Genomic DNA, 15,489 nt, shown 5'->3' with positions numbered 1-15,489 from the left:
AATGCCTTACGGCTGGCGCGGGCCGCCCCGCAATCCGAACGTACCGTCTGTCATAAAAAATCGCTCCACATGAGGAGGTTTGAGGATGGCTTACGAAGTGCAGATGCCCAAATGGGGCCTGACCATGAAAACCGGCAAAATTGCGCGCTGGCTTGTGTCAGAAGGCAGCGCGGTGGAAACGGGGCAGCCGCTTTTGGAGGTGGAGACCGACAAGATTACCAATGTGGTGGAGTCTCCCGCCAGTGGCGTGCTTTTACAGATAGTTTCCCCTCAGGGCGAGGTGGTGCCGGTTATGCAGGTCATCGGCATCATTGGCGCATCAGGCGAAGCCGTGTCGGCAAAGCCCTCTGCGGATGCCGCCTCCTCCGCAGCTCCTGCCAAAACAGAAAAAGCCGCGGCTTCCGGAGCCGCCGCCAGAGCATCCGGCGAGTCCGTACGGGCCATGCCCGCCGCGCGCAGGCTGGCTGCGGAACTGGGCGTGGACCTTGCCTCGGTGCAAGGGACCGGGCGTGACGGGGCCGTGAGCGAAAAAGACGTGCGGGCAGCGCACGAAGCCGCCCAGAAGGCTCCTGCCGCTCCGGCAGCCCCGGCAGCCTCCGGCTCCTGCGCAAGCTCCGCCCCCTGTTGCGAAGATGAGATTGTGCCCATGGACGGCCTGCGCAAGCTCATAGCCGACAATATGATGGCCAGCCTTCAGGGCGCTGCCCAGCTTACGGTTTTTGTGGAAGCCGACGTGACCGAAATGGTGGCCCTGCGTGAGAGTATGCTGGCCCGCAACAAAAAGAACCCCGAGTACCGCCTTTCCTACAACGACATCATCGCCTTCGCCGTATGCCGCGCTCTGCTGCGCCACCCCGTCATGAACAGCACCCTGCGTGAAGACGGCATCCACCTGCACAAGCATGTCAATCTGGGCATGGCCGTATCTCTCGATACCGGCCTCATCGTGCCCAATGTGAAAAACGCCGACACCTTCAGCCTTGAGCAGCTCAAGGAAAAGGTGCGCGACGCGGCTTCTCGCGCCCGCAAGGGCGGGCTTTCTATGGACGAGATATCCGGCGGCACCTTCACCATCTCCAACGTGAGCATGCTTGGCGTTGACGGCTTTACGCCCATACTGAATCCGCCGGAAACGGGCATCCTTGGCGTTGGCCGCGTGGTGGAAAAACCGGGCGTATTCGAGGGTGAAGTGTGCGTGCGCAAGATGATGACGCTTTCGCTCACCTTCAACCATATGGTCACCGACGGCGGCCCGGCCATGAGCTTTTTGCGCACCCTGGCGGACATGCTGGAAAAACCGGTGCGCATGCTGGGCTAAGCCCGAGCGGACAAAGCGAGGAAACCATGCTGCAACGCTACATTGTTGAACTCGGCACCGGAGCTGACCTGCACGGCGCGGACATGACCAAGGCCGCCAGGCGCGCCGTGAAGGACGCCATTTCGCGCTCCTGCCTCTGCGGTCTGGTTGAAGTGCTCGGGCGTTCGTCTTTTCAGGGAGTACACGTGCACGCTGAAATCGCCGTGCCCGACCCTGCGGGCGTGGATGTGGAGGCCGTAAAAACCGCCATACCCATTGGCGACAAAAGCGTGACCATTGTTTCCGGCGGATTGCGCGTTCCTGGTCTGGAAGTGCCGATTTTCGGACCGGGATGCAGCGATATTGTGATGGCCTGCGCGGCTCTTACCGTGTCGGTCTATGTGGATTGAACAGGCACTGATCAAGTAAAGGAGGAGAGCATCATGAAACATCCCGACAAGAAGGTCTTGCTGGACATGTTCAGCACCATGACCAAGATCCGCCTTTTTGAAACCGAACTGCAAAAGTTCTTTGCAGCGGGCAAGATTCCCGGGTTCGTTCACCTGTACCTCGGTGAAGAAGCCGTGGCCACGGGAGCCTGCGCGGCTCTTAAAAAGACCGACATGATCACCAGCACCCACCGTGGGCACGGTCACTGTCTGGCCAAGGGCGGCGACCTCAAGCTCATGATGGCCGAAATTTATGGCCGTTCCACGGGCTACTGCAAGGGTAAGGGCGGATCCATGCACATTGCCGACTTCAACATCGGCATTCTTGGCGCCAACGGCATCGTGGGCGGCGGCGGCCCCCTGGCCGTGGGCGCGGCCCTGAGCTGCCAGTACAAGAACAACAAGGGCGTGTGCGCCTGCTTCTTCGGTGACGGCGCGTCCAACCAGGGCACCACTCAGGAAGCGCTCAACATGGCCAGCGCCTGGAAGCTGCCCGTGGTCTTCATCAATGAAAACAATGGATACGGCATCTCCTGCGCCCAGCACAGGGCCATGGCCATCACCGATATCGCCGACCGCGCGGCAGGGTATGACATGCCCGGCGTTGTGGTCGACGGCAACGATGTTCTGGCTGTCTACGAAGCCGTGACAGAAGCTGTGGAACGGGCGCGCAAGGGCCAGGGCCCCTCGCTTGTTGAATGCAAGACCTACCGCTGGCGCGGCCACTTTGAAGGTGATGCCTGCGTCTACCGTTCCGAGCAGGAACTGGAAGAATGGAAGGCCAAGGATCCCCTGCCGCGTTTCGCAGCCAAGCTGGTCGACTCCGGCCTGGCCACCCAGGCGGAACTGGACGCCATTACCGCCTCGGTGACAGCCGATGTGGAAGCAGCCGTGAAGTTCGCCGAAGACAGCCCCTTCCCCACTGAGGCCGACCTGCTGGAAGACGTATACGCCTGACGCTCCGGAGCATCATCTGGAGCGGCGGAGTAATTTAGGGAACCACCTTCATATTTTCATAATGGAGAAAGATATGGCCATCAAAACCTACCTGCAGGCGATCAACGATGCCATGCGCCAGGAGATGGAGCGGGACGAAAATGTGTTCATCATCGGTGAAGATGTGGGCAAGTTCGGCGGTTGTTTCGGCGTGACTCAGGGCCTTTTCGACACGTTCGGCGAGCGCCGCGTCCGTGACACCCCCATTACCGAAAGCGCCATTGTGGGCGCTGCGGCTGGCGCTGCGGCGGCCGGTCTGCGGCCCATTGCCGAGCTCATGTTTGTGGACTTCATCGGCGTAGCCATGGACCAGCTTTTCAACCAGGCAGCCAAGATGCACTACATGTTCGGCGGCAAGGCCAAGGTGCCCATGGTGCTGCGCATGCCTCAGGGCGCGGGCGTCAGCGCCGCGGCCCAGCACTCCCAGTGCCTGGAAGCCTGGTTCATGCATATGCCAGGAATCAAGGTGTGCATCCCCTCCACCCCTGCGGACGCCAAGGGCATGCTCATCAGCGCCATCCGCGACGACAACCCCGTGGTCTTCCTTGAGCACAAGTTGCTCTACGGCGTGGAAGGCGAAGTGGACGACGCCGTTTATGAAATTCCCCTGGGCAAGGGCGAAATCAAGCGCGAAGGCGCCGATGTGACCGTCGTGGCCACGTCCCTCATGGTGCACAAGGCTCTGGAAGCCGCCGAAAAGCTGGCCGCCGAGGGCATCAGCGTTGAAGTGGTCGACCCCCGCTGCCTCGTGCCGCTGGACAAGGACATCATCCTTAATTCCGTCAAAAAGACCCATGCGCTGGTGGTGGCTCAGGAAGCTGTGAAAACCGCCGGGGCTGGCGCTGAAATTGCCGCCATGGTGGCTGAGGAAGCTCTGGACTATCTGGACGCCCCCATCGCTCGCGTGGGCGCTCCCTATTGCCCCGTGCCCTTCAGCCCTCCGCTGGAAGCGGCCTACATTCCTTCTGCGGAACAGATTGTGGCTGCGGTCAAATCCCTTCGCTAAGAGCGGATACGCCGAAGATGCTCTAGCAGATATGGCCGCAGGTATGGCCTGCGGCCGAAATTTCCACCGGAGTTCACGTGAAAGCAGCCATTATCGCCAATCCAGCTTCAGGCAAGGACATTCGCCGCATAGTCGCGCACGGCAGCGTCTTCGACAATCAGGAAAAGGTGCGCATGGTGCGCCGTATCCTGGTTGGTCTGGCCGCCGCCGGAGTGCGGGATGTTCTTTACATGCCTGAGGGGTACGGCATCGTGCCCCGCGCCCTCAGCGATCTGGAAACCCTTGAGACGCCTGTAAACGTGACTCCGGTGGATATCTATCTGCACAATACGCAGCAGGACACGGTCAACGCCGCCGCCCTCATGCAGGAGGCTGGCGTGGCCGTCATCATCGTGCTTGGCGGCGACGGCACCAGCCGCGCCGCCTGCAAGGGGGCGCGCAACACGCCGTTGCTTCCCCTTTCAACAGGCACAAACAATGTTTTTCCCATCATGACCGAAGCCACGGTGGCGGGTCTGGCTGCGGGCGTTCTGGCCTGTGGCGGCGTCTCTGTGGGCGAGGGCTGTACCGAGGTCAGCCTTCTGGAAGTTTTGGTGGACGATGCGCCGGTGGACATCGCCCTGGTGGACGTGGCCGTGTCGGACAATCTTTTTGTGGGGTCGCGCGCCCTGTGGGACATGAGCGACGTAAGCCAACTCTTTTTTTCGCGCTGCAACCCCGCCTGCATAGGATTTTCCGCCATTGGCGGCCAGCTGGACAGCATCAGGCCTGAAGAACCGCGCGGGCTGGCGCTGGATATTGATCCCGATTTCGCCTGTCGCGTGCGCGCGGCCATCGGCCCCGGCCTTTTTGCAGATGTGGGCGTGTCCGGCATGCACAGGATGCTGCCCGGCGACGTCATCCCCGTGCGTCGGTCGCCCTGCACCCTGGCGCTGGACGGCGAACGCGAGGTTGAAGTGCGCAAGGGCCAGCGGGCCGGGGTCAGGCTGTCGGACGACTGGCTGCGCGTGGTGGATGTGCAACGCACGCTCGAATACGCGCGCCAGCGCGGACTCTTTATGCGCGGGGCGCAGGTCTGCTACTCCCGCTAGCGTTTGCAGCACGTGCGGCAACACGGCAACGCGGCAACAGCATCAAATATGACATCAGGCCAGGGTCGGCACACGCTGCACGAGCGGCATGGATCAACTGCAAAAATGAAGGGGAGCATATGAAACTCAAGGCGGCATTCATTTTTCTTACCAAGATGGAATCAGGGGGGGATTCTCCCGCTGAATACAGAAACTGGACGCGCACTCCCGCTGTGGATCTCTTGTCCATTGGCGTGGCTACGTATGCCCAGGCAGTGGCGGCGGCGCAAAAGGCCGTCAATGAAGAAGGCTGCGTCTGCATTGAACTGTGCGGCGGGTTCGGCGTGCAGGGGACGGCCCTTGTGTCCCGCGCGGTGCAGGTTCCCGTGGGCGTTGTGCGCTTTGACGTGCACCCCGGCCTCGGCAACGTGAGCGGCGACGGCATTTTTGCCTGATTCGGAGCATTGTTGGCCTTACGGTTACGCCCTTCACGTCATGCCCGGCAACTTCCCGGTCATGCCCTACCATACAGGAGGACAGATACATGGCTATCAACGGCAAGGTTGTGCTGGTCACCGGAGCCGCCCAAGGCATCGGGCGGGGCATTGCGCTGCGTCTGGCAAAAGACGGAGCGGATATCGCCCTGGTGGACATGCGCAAGGACAAGCTGGAGGACGTGGCCAAAGAGGTGCGCGAACTGGGACGTAAAGCCAGCGTTTTTGTGGCTGACGTCACCGACAGGGCACAGGTTTTCGCTGCGGTGGATCATGCGGAAAAGGAACTCAACGGTTTTGACGTCATGATCAACAACGCTGGCATAGCCCAGGTCAAGGCTCTGGAAGACGTGACGCCCGAAGAGGTGGAACAGATTTTCAAGGTCAACGTAAACGGCGTTATCTGGGGCATTCAGGCTGCTGCGGCCAAATTCCGCGCCCGCAAGCAGAAGGGCAAGATCATCAGCGCTTCGTCCATTGCCGGGCACGACGGCTTTGCACTCATAGGGGCCTACTGCGCCACAAAGTTCGCCGTACGCGGGCTGACCCAGGCCGCCGCGCGCGAACTCGCGCCCCACGGCATCACCGTCAACGCCTACTGCCCCGGCGTGGTGGGCACGGACATGTGGCTGCAGATAGACGAGGGCTTTTCCAAGATCACGGGTGCGCCCAAGGGCGAAACCTTCAAGAAATTCTGTGACGGCATCGCCCTTGGCAGATCGCAAACCCCGGAAGATGTGGCCGCGCTCGTGTCCTATCTGGCCGGGCCGGATTCGGACTACATGACCGGCCAGGCCGTGCTCATCGACGGCGGCATGGTCTACCGTTGATGCAGTCACGTTGCTGATGAAAAAGCCGCCGGAACAGCCTTTTGCCATAACATTTATAAAATCAGCAGGAGCACAGCAGTGAGTATTGAACTTGCCATGCCGAAACTGGGTCTCACCATGAAGACCGGCAAAGTTTCCAAATGGTTCGTGGCCGAAGGCGCCATGGTTAAGCAGGGGGACGACCTTTTTGAGGTGGAAACGGACAAAATCACCAACAAGGTCGAAAGCCCGGCAGACGGCGTGCTTTTTCAGATCATAGTGCAGCCCAAGCAGGAAGTGGCCGTAGGCGCGGTACTCGGACTTATTGCAGAACCAGGGGAAAATCCCGCCCGAATGGAAGGCGGCGCCGCCTCTTCCCCTGATGGCGATACTGATGCCGCATCTCCTGCCGCTGCCCAAAAGAGCGCGCCAGCCGCCGCCCAGCCCCCACGCTCAGGCGGGCGGGCCTTCTCCTCTCCCGCCGCACGGCGGCTGGCGTGCGAACTTGATGTGGATATTGCCTGTGTGGTCGGCAGCGGCCCCGAAGGGCGCATTCTCGAACGTGATGTGCGCGCCCGTTTTGATGCTGTGGGCAAGATAAAGATTACGCCCCTGGCCGCTGTTGTGGCCGCCCGCGCCGGGCTGGACATCGCAACGCTCACCGGCACCGGCGAGGGCGGCAAGATCGTGCGTGAAGATGTGGAGCGCGCGCTGCACCCCGAAAAGTTCGTGGCCCAGGAGGCCAAGGCCCCGGCCGGGTCCGCGTCTTGCTCCGGTGGGTCTGGGGCCGATGGCCCTGGCAGCGTGCCTATGGAAGGCATGCGCAAGATCATTGCCGACAACATGCAGGCCAGCCTGCAGAATTCCGCGCAGCTCACCCTGGTCAGCGAGGCCGACGTGACCGCCTGCGTGGACATCATTGCCGACCTCAGGGCCAGGTACAAGAAGGACAAGGACTTCCGCCTGTCCATGAACGATGTGCTCATCCTGGCCGTGTCCCGAGCGCTGAAAAAGCACCCGCGCATGAATTCCACCCTTGAGGGCGACACCATCACCCGCCACGCGGAAGTGCACATGGGCGTGGCTGTGGCCCTGCCCGAAGGGCTTGTGGTTCCTGTGCTGCACCACGCGGACGAGATGGGCCTGCTTCGCATCGCCAGCGAGGCCCGCCTGCTGGCCGGGCGTGCGCGCAAGGGCGGGCTCACCCCCGACGACATGAGCGGCGGCACGTTTACCATTACCAACATGGCGCATTCCGTGGTGGACTTTTTCACCCCCATCCTGAAGCCCGGCGAAACGGGCATCCTGGGCGTGGGCCGCGTGACGGAAAAGCCCGTGGTGCGCAACGGGGCCATTGTGGCGCGCTCCATGATGGGCCTGAGCCTCACCTTTGACCACAGGGTTGAAGACGGCGCACCGGCGGCGGAATTTTTGAAGACGCTGACCGAGTTTCTGGCGGAACCGGCCCTGCTGCTGTTCTGAGGCGTTCCAGGTCTGAAAGGCTCGTGCGCCGGGCACGGTGAGGCATGCCGCGTTTGCAGCGCGCATGCGACAGTAAACCGCGCTGGCGGCGGAATGCAGGCTTGAATTGTGTACGGTTTTACGGGCGGGTTGCGCCAGGATTTTGGAGGCATTGGCCGGAAGGCAAAAATGCCTCGGGTCCGGGAAAGCCGGGCGGATATTCCGGCTGCGGGCATATCCCGCACAGAAGAAATACAAACAGCGTTCAGGAGAACAAAATGTACGACGTGCTTGTTATTGGTGGTGGCCCCGGCGGATATGCCGCCGCCATTCGCGCTTCACAGCTCAAGGGTAAGGTGGCTCTGGTCGAGGGCGGCAATATGGGCGGCACCTGCGTCATGCGCGGCTGCATTCCCAGCAAGATATGGCTGCGCGCCGCCACCCTGCTTGAACAGTCGCGCAATGCCGGAGAATTCGGCCTTGAGCTGACCGTGGGCAAGCTGGACTTTAACGCGGTGCTGGCCCGCAAAAAGGGCGTGTCCAATGACATCCGCATGGGCATGGAAGCTCTTTTGGCCAACAACGGCGCGGAAGTCATCACGGGCATGGCAAAAATAACCGGCCCCAACAGCGTGGAAGTGGACGGCAAAAAATTTGAGGCCAAAAACATCATTGTGGCCACGGGCAGCATGCTCGACATGCCCGATGTGCCCGGTCTTTCCGGCGCGGCCTTCACCACGGACGATCTGCTGGACATGAAGGAAGCCCCGGCTTCGGTTCTTGTCACCGACCCCACCTATATCGGCGTTGAAATGGCCGCCCTACTGAGCATCCTTGGCAGCAAGGTGGTCTATGCCGTGCCTGGCCCCCGCATCCTGCCCGATGAGGATCAGGATTCCAGCCAGCGCATGGCCCAGTCCTTGCGTGAGCGCGGCGTGCAGATTCTGGCGCGCCACACCCTGGTCAAGGTGGCGGGCAAGACCTGCACCCTCAAGAGCGGCGACAAGGAACAGACCGTTGACGTGGACAAGGTGCTGATTTCCGGCCGCAAGGCCGCCAGCGCCGGGCTTGGCCTTGAGGCTCTTGGCGTAGGCTTTGGCGAGGACGGCAGCATCGTGGTTGACGGCCAGTGCCGCACCGCCTGCCCCTCCGTCTTCGCCATTGGCGACTGCACGGGCGGCTGGATGCTGAGCCATGTGGCGTCGGCCATGGGCATCTGCGCGGCGGAAAACTGCATGGGCATGTCTTCGAAGTTCCCGGCCCACCTGGTTTCCCGCGCCATCTGGGGCAGCCCGGAAATGGGCTCAGTGGGCCTTTCTGAAGAGCAGGCCGAGCGCAAGGGCTATGAGGTTGAAGTGGGCGGCTTCCCGTACTCCATCAACGGTTACGCCATGCTGCGCGGCGAGGTGGACGGCGCGGTGAAGATGGTTTCCGACGCCGAAACGGGCGAAATCCTGGGCGTGCACATTGTGGGCAGCTGCGCATCGGAGCTTGTCGGCGAAGCGGTGCTGGCCATGCAGCTCGAATGCACGGTGCGTGAATTCGCCAAGGGCTTTCGCGTGCATCCGGCCTTCTGCGAAACAGTGGTCGACGCCGCGCGCGACGCCGCCGGCTGGGCCCTGTACCTGCCCAAAAGAGGATAATACCGCGTAACAGCAGCTCCGGCCGTCCCGCCGCAAACCGTGCCGGTTCAGCGCCGGTCCAGCCGCAAGACGGCCGGAGCACCCAATTTTCAAGGAAGAAGCGCCATGTCCAGAGTTCAAGCCCTGCCGCAAAATACTCCGCCTCAGACAGGATGCGCGACGCCTCTGGAAATCCTTGACCTTGGCCGTATCGAATACGGCGAGGCTCTGGATTTTCAGAAAAGCCGCGTGAGTTCCCGCATCAACGGCGTCACCGGCGACACCCTGCTGTTGCTGGAACACGAGCCGGTCATCACCATGGGGCGCGGCGGTCTGGCCGAACACCTGCATGTGAGCGAGGAGCACCTCAAGCGACAGGGCGTGGGGCTCTTCTGGGTGGAGCGGGGCGGCATGGCCACGTTTCACGGGCCGGGGCAGCTTGTGGCCTATCCCATAATCCTTCTGCACGAAAAAGACCTGCACCTGTATATGGAAAAACTGCTGGCCGCCGTTGCCGCCGTGTTGCGCGGCTACGGGCTTGAGCCGCAGTTGGGCGTCCACGGCCCGGGAGTGTGGGTCAATGGCGGCAAGATCGCCAGCGTGGGCATGGCCGTGCGCAAATGGGTGACCTTTCACGGCATGGCCCTCAACGTCAATACTGACATAGGCTGGTTCGGCCTCATCACGCCCTGCGGCAATCCCACCGAGCGCATAACCTCCATGCGGCAGGAACTGGGGCATGATGTGGACTTTGCCGAAGTTTCGCGCCGCTTTGTGCGCGCGTTCGCCGACGAGTTCGGTTTTTCGCCGCGCCCCGAACCGCAGGAGCGGCGGCCTGATTGGCTCACGGTGCGTCTGCAGCCCGAGGAAAACGTCAGTCCCGTGGAGGAAATGCTGTCCGGCCTGCATCTGCACACGGTCTGTCAGGAGGCTATGTGCCCCAACAAGGGCGAATGTTTTGCGCGCGGCACATCCACATTCATCATTCTGGGCGACGTCTGCACCAGGGGCTGCCGCTATTGCGCGGTTGGCAAGGGCAAACCCGAACCCCCGGACGCGGCGGAACCGGACAATGTGGCGCATGCCGTGCAGCGCATGAAGCTGCGGCACGCTGTCATAACTTCCGTGACCCGCGATGACCTGCCCGACGGCGGAGCAGGGCACTTTGTGGCCGTCATGAAGGCCGTTCGGGCCGCCAGCCCGCATACCAGCGTTGAGGTGCTTGTGCCGGACTTTCAGGGCAACCGTGATGCCATCGACGCCGTCTGCGACGTGCGGCCCGACGTCTTCAATCACAACCTTGAGGCCGTGCGGCGCATTTTCGCCCAGGTGCGCCCCCGCGCCAGCTACGACCTTTCGCTGAAGGTTCTGGCCCATGCCGCTGTGAGGGGACTGCGCGTGAAGTCCGGCATTATGCTGGGGCTTGGCGAAACGTGGGACGAAATACGGCAGACCCTTGCGGATCTGCATGCCAACGGTTGCCGCTTTTTGACCTTGGGGCAGTATCTTGCGCCGTCAACGGCCCATGTGCCCGTAGCGCGCTATCTGGCCCCGGACGAATTTGATCACTGGAAGCGTGTGGCCCTGAACATGGGTTTTACCGGCGTGGCCTCAGCGCCTCTGGTGCGCAGCTCCTACAGGGCGGAAGCCATGCTGGAAGAGCAGGCCGCCGCGTCCCGGCTGCAGCCGTGCCAAGCTCATAGTGCTTCCACAGAGGTGGTTGTGGGCAGTCAGGGCCGCCAGGGAATGTCGTGCGCCAATGCGCCGCAGGGGATTGCGTAACAATCCCCGTAATAAAGAGATTTGGGCAAGCCTTGCCTGTGGTGAGATGATTGTTTCAGTGCCGTATGTATAGAGCCTGTTCATGATGCCATGTTCGGGTGCTGCACAGCAGACCCCGCCGTAGTGGCGAAAAAGCTTGTTAGTTGTGTGGGCACGCGCCCTCAGTGGCGTGCCGTAAACTTTGAGAATGGATATTCTCAAAGTTAATCTGCTCTAGGAGAAGATCATGAAGTTGTGGTTTACTACGCGCCATACCGCCGCCTCTCTGCCCATGCTTCTGGTGGCCTTTCTACTGGTGCTGGCGGTCTGCTGGCTTCGACCCGCCGCCGCCCATGCAGGCAGTTCATGGCTCATTGACGAGATGCGTTTTCACGCCTCGGCCCACAGCGCTCTGTCCTGTACCGATTGCCACACAGACATTGCCGAAGCCGCCGAACACCCCACGGCCAAGGGGCTGAATCAGCCTGGCAGCACGGCTTTTTCCGCCGAGGGCTGCTACAACTGCCATAGCGAGGTGGAGGCCGAGCTTGCCAAGGGCAAACACGCGGGCAAGAACCTTGTGAAGGGGCAGGATTATGCCCAGTGCATTACCTGCCATAATCCGCACTATGTTCTTGGGGCCGAGTCCCGCGCCAAGGGGCTGAGAAAGGGCGGCAACATCGCGCAGTCCTGCAATGTTTGCCATGAGATGAAAAAGGCTTTGCCCGTGCCCGCTGCTGATGTGGCCGCCTGCCTGACCTGCCACGGCCTGCAGACCGGGGTGGCGCAAGCGGCCTCTGGCGCGGCGGCTGTTTCGGATGCTGGCAAAGGGGCTGCCCCGCAAGCCCAAATCCCGCAGGCCCAGACTTCGCAAGGTCAGAGTCCGCAGGGACAAATTTCGCAGGCCCAGACTCCAAAGGGCCAGGCTCCGCAGGGCCAATCCCAGCAAGCACTGGCCCTGCAACCCCGCGCCCTGTGCATGACCTGCCACGGGCCTGAAGGCAGGGATATGCCCGGAGCCGCCCGCATGGACGCGCAGGCCCTGGCTGCCATGACCCACAAAAATATGGATTGCCTGTCCTGCCACAAGGACGCGGCGCGCTATCCGCATAACAGGCAGGAGCGCGTGCCCTGCCTGACCTGCCACACGCGCCATACGGAATCGGTCATTCATGACGCCCACAGCCGGGTAAGCTGCGAAAGCTGCCACCTGCAGGGCGTGACCCCCGAGCTTAAGAACGGCATGGTTGTGGCGCGTGTGGACGCTGGCCCCTTCATGGTGCACGACATGCGCCTGCCTTCGGGCACGGCTTCCTGCGTGCGCTGCCATTCCCCGGCGATTTCCGCCGCCAGCCCGGCGGGTGCGGGAAGCGTGGGCGCGGCAGACGCCGTGCTGCCAGCCAAAAGCGTGCTGTGCATGGGCTGCCACGCGGGCGCCTTTACCGTGCAGGATACGCCCAGCCGCCTGGGATTCAGCATCTTTGTGCTGGGTTTTGTGGCGCTGATGCTGTTCTGGTTCTCCACCACCAATCTTGGCAAGGGAAGCCTTGCCGCGACATCAGACACGCAAAGCACTGCCGACGGCACAGGCCAGACCCACGGTTGCCCGCGCCCAGAACACCATGGCAAGGGCGAAAACCGCTGGCTGGCGCTCCTTTACGACGTGCTGCTGCAACGCCGCCTGTTCCGTGAATCGCGCACGCGCTGGGCCATCCACGCCCTGATCTTCTTCCCCTTCGTCATCCGTTTCAGCTGGGGCATGCTGGCCCTGTTTGGCTCGCATCAGGCTGCCGCAACGGAATGGCCCTGGCTCATGCTGGACAAGGATTGGGCTCCCACAGCGTTCATTTATGACGTCAGCGGTCTGGCCTTGCTTGCTGGCCTTGTGTGGGCTGCCCTGTTCTGGCGCAGGGAAAAGCTGGCCGCAGCCAATGCGCCGCGGCACGACTGGCCCGCCCTGTGGCTGCTTTTGGCCATCACCGTCACCGGCTTTGTGCTGGAAGGCATGCGCATTGCCCTTACCGGCATGCCTGACGGCAGTGAGTGGGCCTTTGCGGGCTACGCGCTGGCCAGCCTGTTCGGCTTTATGAGCCCTGCGGAACTGGCCCGTGTTTACGGCTGGGGCTGGTACGCGCACGCCATCGTTACGGCGGCCACCGTGGCCTATATGCCCTTCAGCCAGTTGCGCCACATTGTCGCCACCCCCGTTTTTCTGCTTGTCCAAACCCTGAGGGGGAAGCACTAGAGCAAACTAGGAAACGCTGATTTATTCCGTTTGGCGGCGTTGCTTCACTTTTTTTGAAACAGTCGAGGACGGAAGAGTCCACTCCTGCTTCAAAAAAAGATCGCGCCTTGCCAAACGAAACAACTGCACGTTTCCAAGGGGCTATTAAATCAGTGTTTTTCTAAAGCTGAGCATGGATATTCCCAGCGTTTAAGGCACTGCACTTACGGCGTTTAACCGCGCAAACACATTGTGCTTACACATCCAGGGCGGGCGTCTGCTCCCGCAGCCGCCAGAGCAGTTTCAAAGTGAAACTGCTCCAGCCCCGGAACCACATAAGGAGACTGTTATGGAAATTGCCGGCTACAATATGCCCGAGGAATTGTATTACGACCAACACCACTTCTGGACCCGTGTCGACGGCGACGAACTGGTCATAGGTATGGACGACTTTGCGGAAAAACTGGCCGGGCAGATAGTGTTTGTGCAGTTGCCCTTTGTGGGCAAGGCCGTCACGGCGGGCAAGAAGTTCGCCAAGGTGGAATCCGGCAAGTGGCTTGGCACGGTCTACAGCCCGGCGGACGGCGAAATAAGCGCCGTCAATGAGGAACTGGAGGCCAATCCCTCCCTCATCAACAACGACTGCTATGGCAAGGGCTGGATGTACAAGATCAAGCCTGCGGACATGAGCCAGATCAACACTCTCATCCACGGCGGCAAGGACGTTATCGAGGCCTGGCTGCTGGAGGATATCAAGAAATTCAAGAAGGACTAAATCATGCGCCAGTCAGCATTCAGCATCAGGCAGCGTATGGCCCTGGACGCCTGCACCGAGTGCGGCCAGTGCCTCACCGTGTGCCCGGCCGTGGCGGCCTCGGGCGATGCGGACCTTTCGGCCCAGGTGCGCATGCATAACCTGAAAAAACTGCTGCGCGACCGCAACTTCTTCTGGAAGGCGCTCAACGAAATGCTGGGCCGGGAGCCTCTGGCCACGCCCAAGGTGCTCAAGGACTATGGCCTCTCCGTTTTTCGTTGTTCACTCTGCGGCGATTGCGAAGAGGTCTGCCCGGCCGGACTGCCCCTCAAGGACATGTGGCTGGCCCTGCGCGAGGAACTCTCGCGCACCGGCGATGCTCCCGACAAGATACGCATGATCCGCTCCAATCTCGACGGCAGCCACAACGTCTTTGACGAAGATAACGACGAGCGCGGCGACTGGGTGGACGACATGCGCAAGCCCCCAAAGGGCGGTTGCCTGAAGGACGCGGCTGAGGTTGTGTACTTCACGGGTTGCGTGGGCGCCTACTTTCCGTTGGCCCAGAAGATCCCTATGGCCTTTGTGGAAATACTGGATGCTGGCGGCGTTGATTTCACCATCATGGCTGGCGACGAGTGGTGCTGCGGCTTTCCTTTGCAGGGTTCTGGCCAGAGCGAAGGGCTGCCCGCCATCATTGCCCACAACGTGGCTGCGGCCAAGGCTCGCGGCGCGCGCAAGGTGGTGTTCACCTGCCCGTCCTGCTACCAGATCTGGCGTGAAGCTTATCCCCCGGAATTCGAACTGGTCCACGCCTCTGAAATGGTGGCCCAGCTCGTTCTTGAAGACAGGCTCCCCCTTGGCGAACTGCCTATGACCGTCACGTATCACGATCCCTGCGACCTCGGGCGCGGCGGGCGTATTTTTGACGAACCGCGCGCGGTTATGGCCCGCATCCCCGGCCTCACTCTGGTGGAGATGGAGCATAACCGCGAGCATTGCCTGTGCTGCGGGGGCGGCGGCAACCTCGAGATGATCGACCCCGACCTTTCCGCCGCCATGGCCAAACGCAAGGTCGAGGAAGCCGTGGCCACAGGTGCGGAGGCCATTATCACCAACTGCCAGCAGTGTGTCCGCACCATGATGACCTATGCCAAACGCAACAAGATCAATATAGATGTGATGGATATGAGTCAGCTTGTGGCCAAATCCATTGAGGCGGGCCGCAAGGCTCTGGCTGCGGCCGAAGCCGCCAGGGCGGCGCAGCCAGAGAGCGCCGCGGGAACTCAGGGATAATAATCGGGGGCTGGGGGGTAGCGGGCGCTCCCCGGCTCCCGTGTTCAGCAGAGTTGTTTTTCACGCGACAGCCACAGGCGTGCCGCAAACGGGCCGCCACAGGCACTAGTAGAGCATTTTAACTTTGAAAAAATGTAAATGCTCTAACGCTGCACGAACATGCAGCGCGCCACAACGTGGCGTGGATTCAGCCGCGAATCGTATTTTTCGGCTGAATGAAAACTTTGGAATGTGAAGCATTTCAAAGTTA

13 protein-coding genes are annotated in these 15,489 nt (G+C 61.5%); all 13 read left to right on the top strand.

The window, feature by feature from the left end:
* The first annotated feature begins 85 nt into the window (after nucleotides 1–85).
* The 13 genes from BCS36_RS10740 (at nucleotide 86) to BCS36_RS10680 (ending at nucleotide 15,239) form a co-directional block, all read left to right on the top strand.
* On the top strand, nucleotides 86–1,318 hold the full coding sequence (locus tag BCS36_RS10740) for a dihydrolipoamide acetyltransferase family protein (RefSeq protein WP_291302890.1): 1,233 nt from the start codon (nucleotides 86–88) through the stop codon (nucleotides 1,316–1,318).
* A gap of 26 nt (nucleotides 1,319–1,344) precedes the next feature.
* A complete protein-coding gene (locus BCS36_RS10735) occupies nucleotides 1,345–1,707 on the top strand; it encodes a Lin0512 family protein (protein ID WP_291302889.1) in 363 nt (120 codons plus the stop codon).
* Between the two features lie 33 nt (nucleotides 1,708–1,740).
* Complete coding sequence (locus tag BCS36_RS10730; protein ID WP_291302888.1) at nucleotides 1,741–2,703, top strand: thiamine pyrophosphate-dependent dehydrogenase E1 component subunit alpha; 963 nt, start codon at nucleotides 1,741–1,743, stop codon at nucleotides 2,701–2,703.
* 73 nt (nucleotides 2,704–2,776) lie between these two features.
* Nucleotides 2,777–3,748, top strand: a complete 972-nt coding sequence (locus BCS36_RS10725; RefSeq protein WP_291302887.1) for an alpha-ketoacid dehydrogenase subunit beta — start codon at nucleotides 2,777–2,779, stop codon at nucleotides 3,746–3,748.
* Nucleotides 3,749–3,825: 77 nt separating this feature from the next.
* Nucleotides 3,826–4,839, top strand: a complete 1,014-nt coding sequence (locus BCS36_RS10720) for an NAD(+)/NADH kinase (RefSeq protein ID WP_291302886.1) — start codon at nucleotides 3,826–3,828, stop codon at nucleotides 4,837–4,839.
* Between the two features lie 119 nt (nucleotides 4,840–4,958).
* Nucleotides 4,959–5,273: a DUF6506 family protein gene (locus tag BCS36_RS10715; protein WP_291302885.1), complete on the top strand. Its 315-nt coding sequence runs from the start codon at nucleotides 4,959–4,961 to the stop codon at nucleotides 5,271–5,273.
* Nucleotides 5,274–5,362: 89 nt separating this feature from the next.
* On the top strand, nucleotides 5,363–6,142 hold the full coding sequence (locus BCS36_RS10710; RefSeq protein WP_367209424.1) for an acetoin reductase: 780 nt from the start codon (nucleotides 5,363–5,365) through the stop codon (nucleotides 6,140–6,142).
* A 78-nt stretch (nucleotides 6,143–6,220) separates the two neighbouring features.
* On the top strand, nucleotides 6,221–7,603 hold the full coding sequence (locus BCS36_RS10705) for a 2-oxo acid dehydrogenase subunit E2 (protein WP_291302884.1): 1,383 nt from the start codon (nucleotides 6,221–6,223) through the stop codon (nucleotides 7,601–7,603).
* Between the two features lie 257 nt (nucleotides 7,604–7,860).
* Nucleotides 7,861–9,225, top strand: a complete 1,365-nt coding sequence (locus tag BCS36_RS10700) for an NAD(P)/FAD-dependent oxidoreductase (protein WP_291302883.1) — start codon at nucleotides 7,861–7,863, stop codon at nucleotides 9,223–9,225.
* 105 nt (nucleotides 9,226–9,330) lie between these two features.
* Entirely contained in the window at nucleotides 9,331–10,986 is a 1,656-nt protein-coding gene (gene lipA, locus BCS36_RS10695; protein ID WP_291302882.1) for a lipoyl synthase, read from the top strand.
* Nucleotides 10,987–11,212: 226 nt separating this feature from the next.
* Nucleotides 11,213–13,210 (top strand): respiratory nitrate reductase subunit gamma, encoded by a 1,998-nt coding sequence (locus BCS36_RS10690; protein ID WP_291302881.1) that lies wholly within the window; start codon nucleotides 11,213–11,215, stop codon nucleotides 13,208–13,210.
* A 328-nt stretch (nucleotides 13,211–13,538) separates the two neighbouring features.
* Nucleotides 13,539–13,964 carry a glycine cleavage system protein H gene (locus tag BCS36_RS10685; protein ID WP_291302880.1) on the top strand — a complete coding sequence of 142 codons (426 nt, stop codon included), beginning with the start codon at nucleotides 13,539–13,541 and terminating at the stop codon, nucleotides 13,962–13,964.
* Nucleotides 13,965–13,967: 3 nt separating this feature from the next.
* Nucleotides 13,968–15,239: a (Fe-S)-binding protein gene (locus BCS36_RS10680; RefSeq protein WP_291302879.1), complete on the top strand. Its 1,272-nt coding sequence runs from the start codon at nucleotides 13,968–13,970 to the stop codon at nucleotides 15,237–15,239.
* The last annotated feature ends 250 nt before the right edge of the window (nucleotides 15,240–15,489 follow it).

The sequence above is a fragment of the Desulfovibrio sp. MES5 genome, assembly GCF_002237645.1.
GTDB lineage: Bacteria > Desulfobacterota > Desulfovibrionia > Desulfovibrionales > Desulfovibrionaceae > Desulfovibrio.
The sequence above is the reverse complement of the archived record's forward strand: the minus strand, read 5'-3'. Positions and strand labels throughout refer to the sequence as shown.

Coding starts and splice junctions, on each gene's coding strand:
- BCS36_RS10740 (WP_291302890.1), top strand. CDS start 86: ATGGCTTACGAAGTGCAGATGCCCAAATGGGGCCTGACCATGAAAACC.
- BCS36_RS10735 (WP_291302889.1), top strand. CDS start 1,345: ATGCTGCAACGCTACATTGTTGAACTCGGCACCGGAGCTGACCTGCAC.
- BCS36_RS10730 (WP_291302888.1), top strand. CDS start 1,741: ATGAAACATCCCGACAAGAAGGTCTTGCTGGACATGTTCAGCACCATG.
- BCS36_RS10725 (WP_291302887.1), top strand. CDS start 2,777: ATGGCCATCAAAACCTACCTGCAGGCGATCAACGATGCCATGCGCCAG.
- BCS36_RS10715 (WP_291302885.1), top strand. CDS start 4,959: ATGAAACTCAAGGCGGCATTCATTTTTCTTACCAAGATGGAATCAGGG.
- BCS36_RS10710 (WP_367209424.1), top strand. CDS start 5,363: ATGGCTATCAACGGCAAGGTTGTGCTGGTCACCGGAGCCGCCCAAGGC.
- BCS36_RS10700 (WP_291302883.1), top strand. CDS start 7,861: ATGTACGACGTGCTTGTTATTGGTGGTGGCCCCGGCGGATATGCCGCC.
- lipA (WP_291302882.1), top strand. CDS start 9,331: ATGTCCAGAGTTCAAGCCCTGCCGCAAAATACTCCGCCTCAGACAGGA.
- BCS36_RS10690 (WP_291302881.1), top strand. CDS start 11,213: ATGAAGTTGTGGTTTACTACGCGCCATACCGCCGCCTCTCTGCCCATG.
- BCS36_RS10685 (WP_291302880.1), top strand. CDS start 13,539: ATGGAAATTGCCGGCTACAATATGCCCGAGGAATTGTATTACGACCAA.
- BCS36_RS10680 (WP_291302879.1), top strand. CDS start 13,968: ATGCGCCAGTCAGCATTCAGCATCAGGCAGCGTATGGCCCTGGACGCC.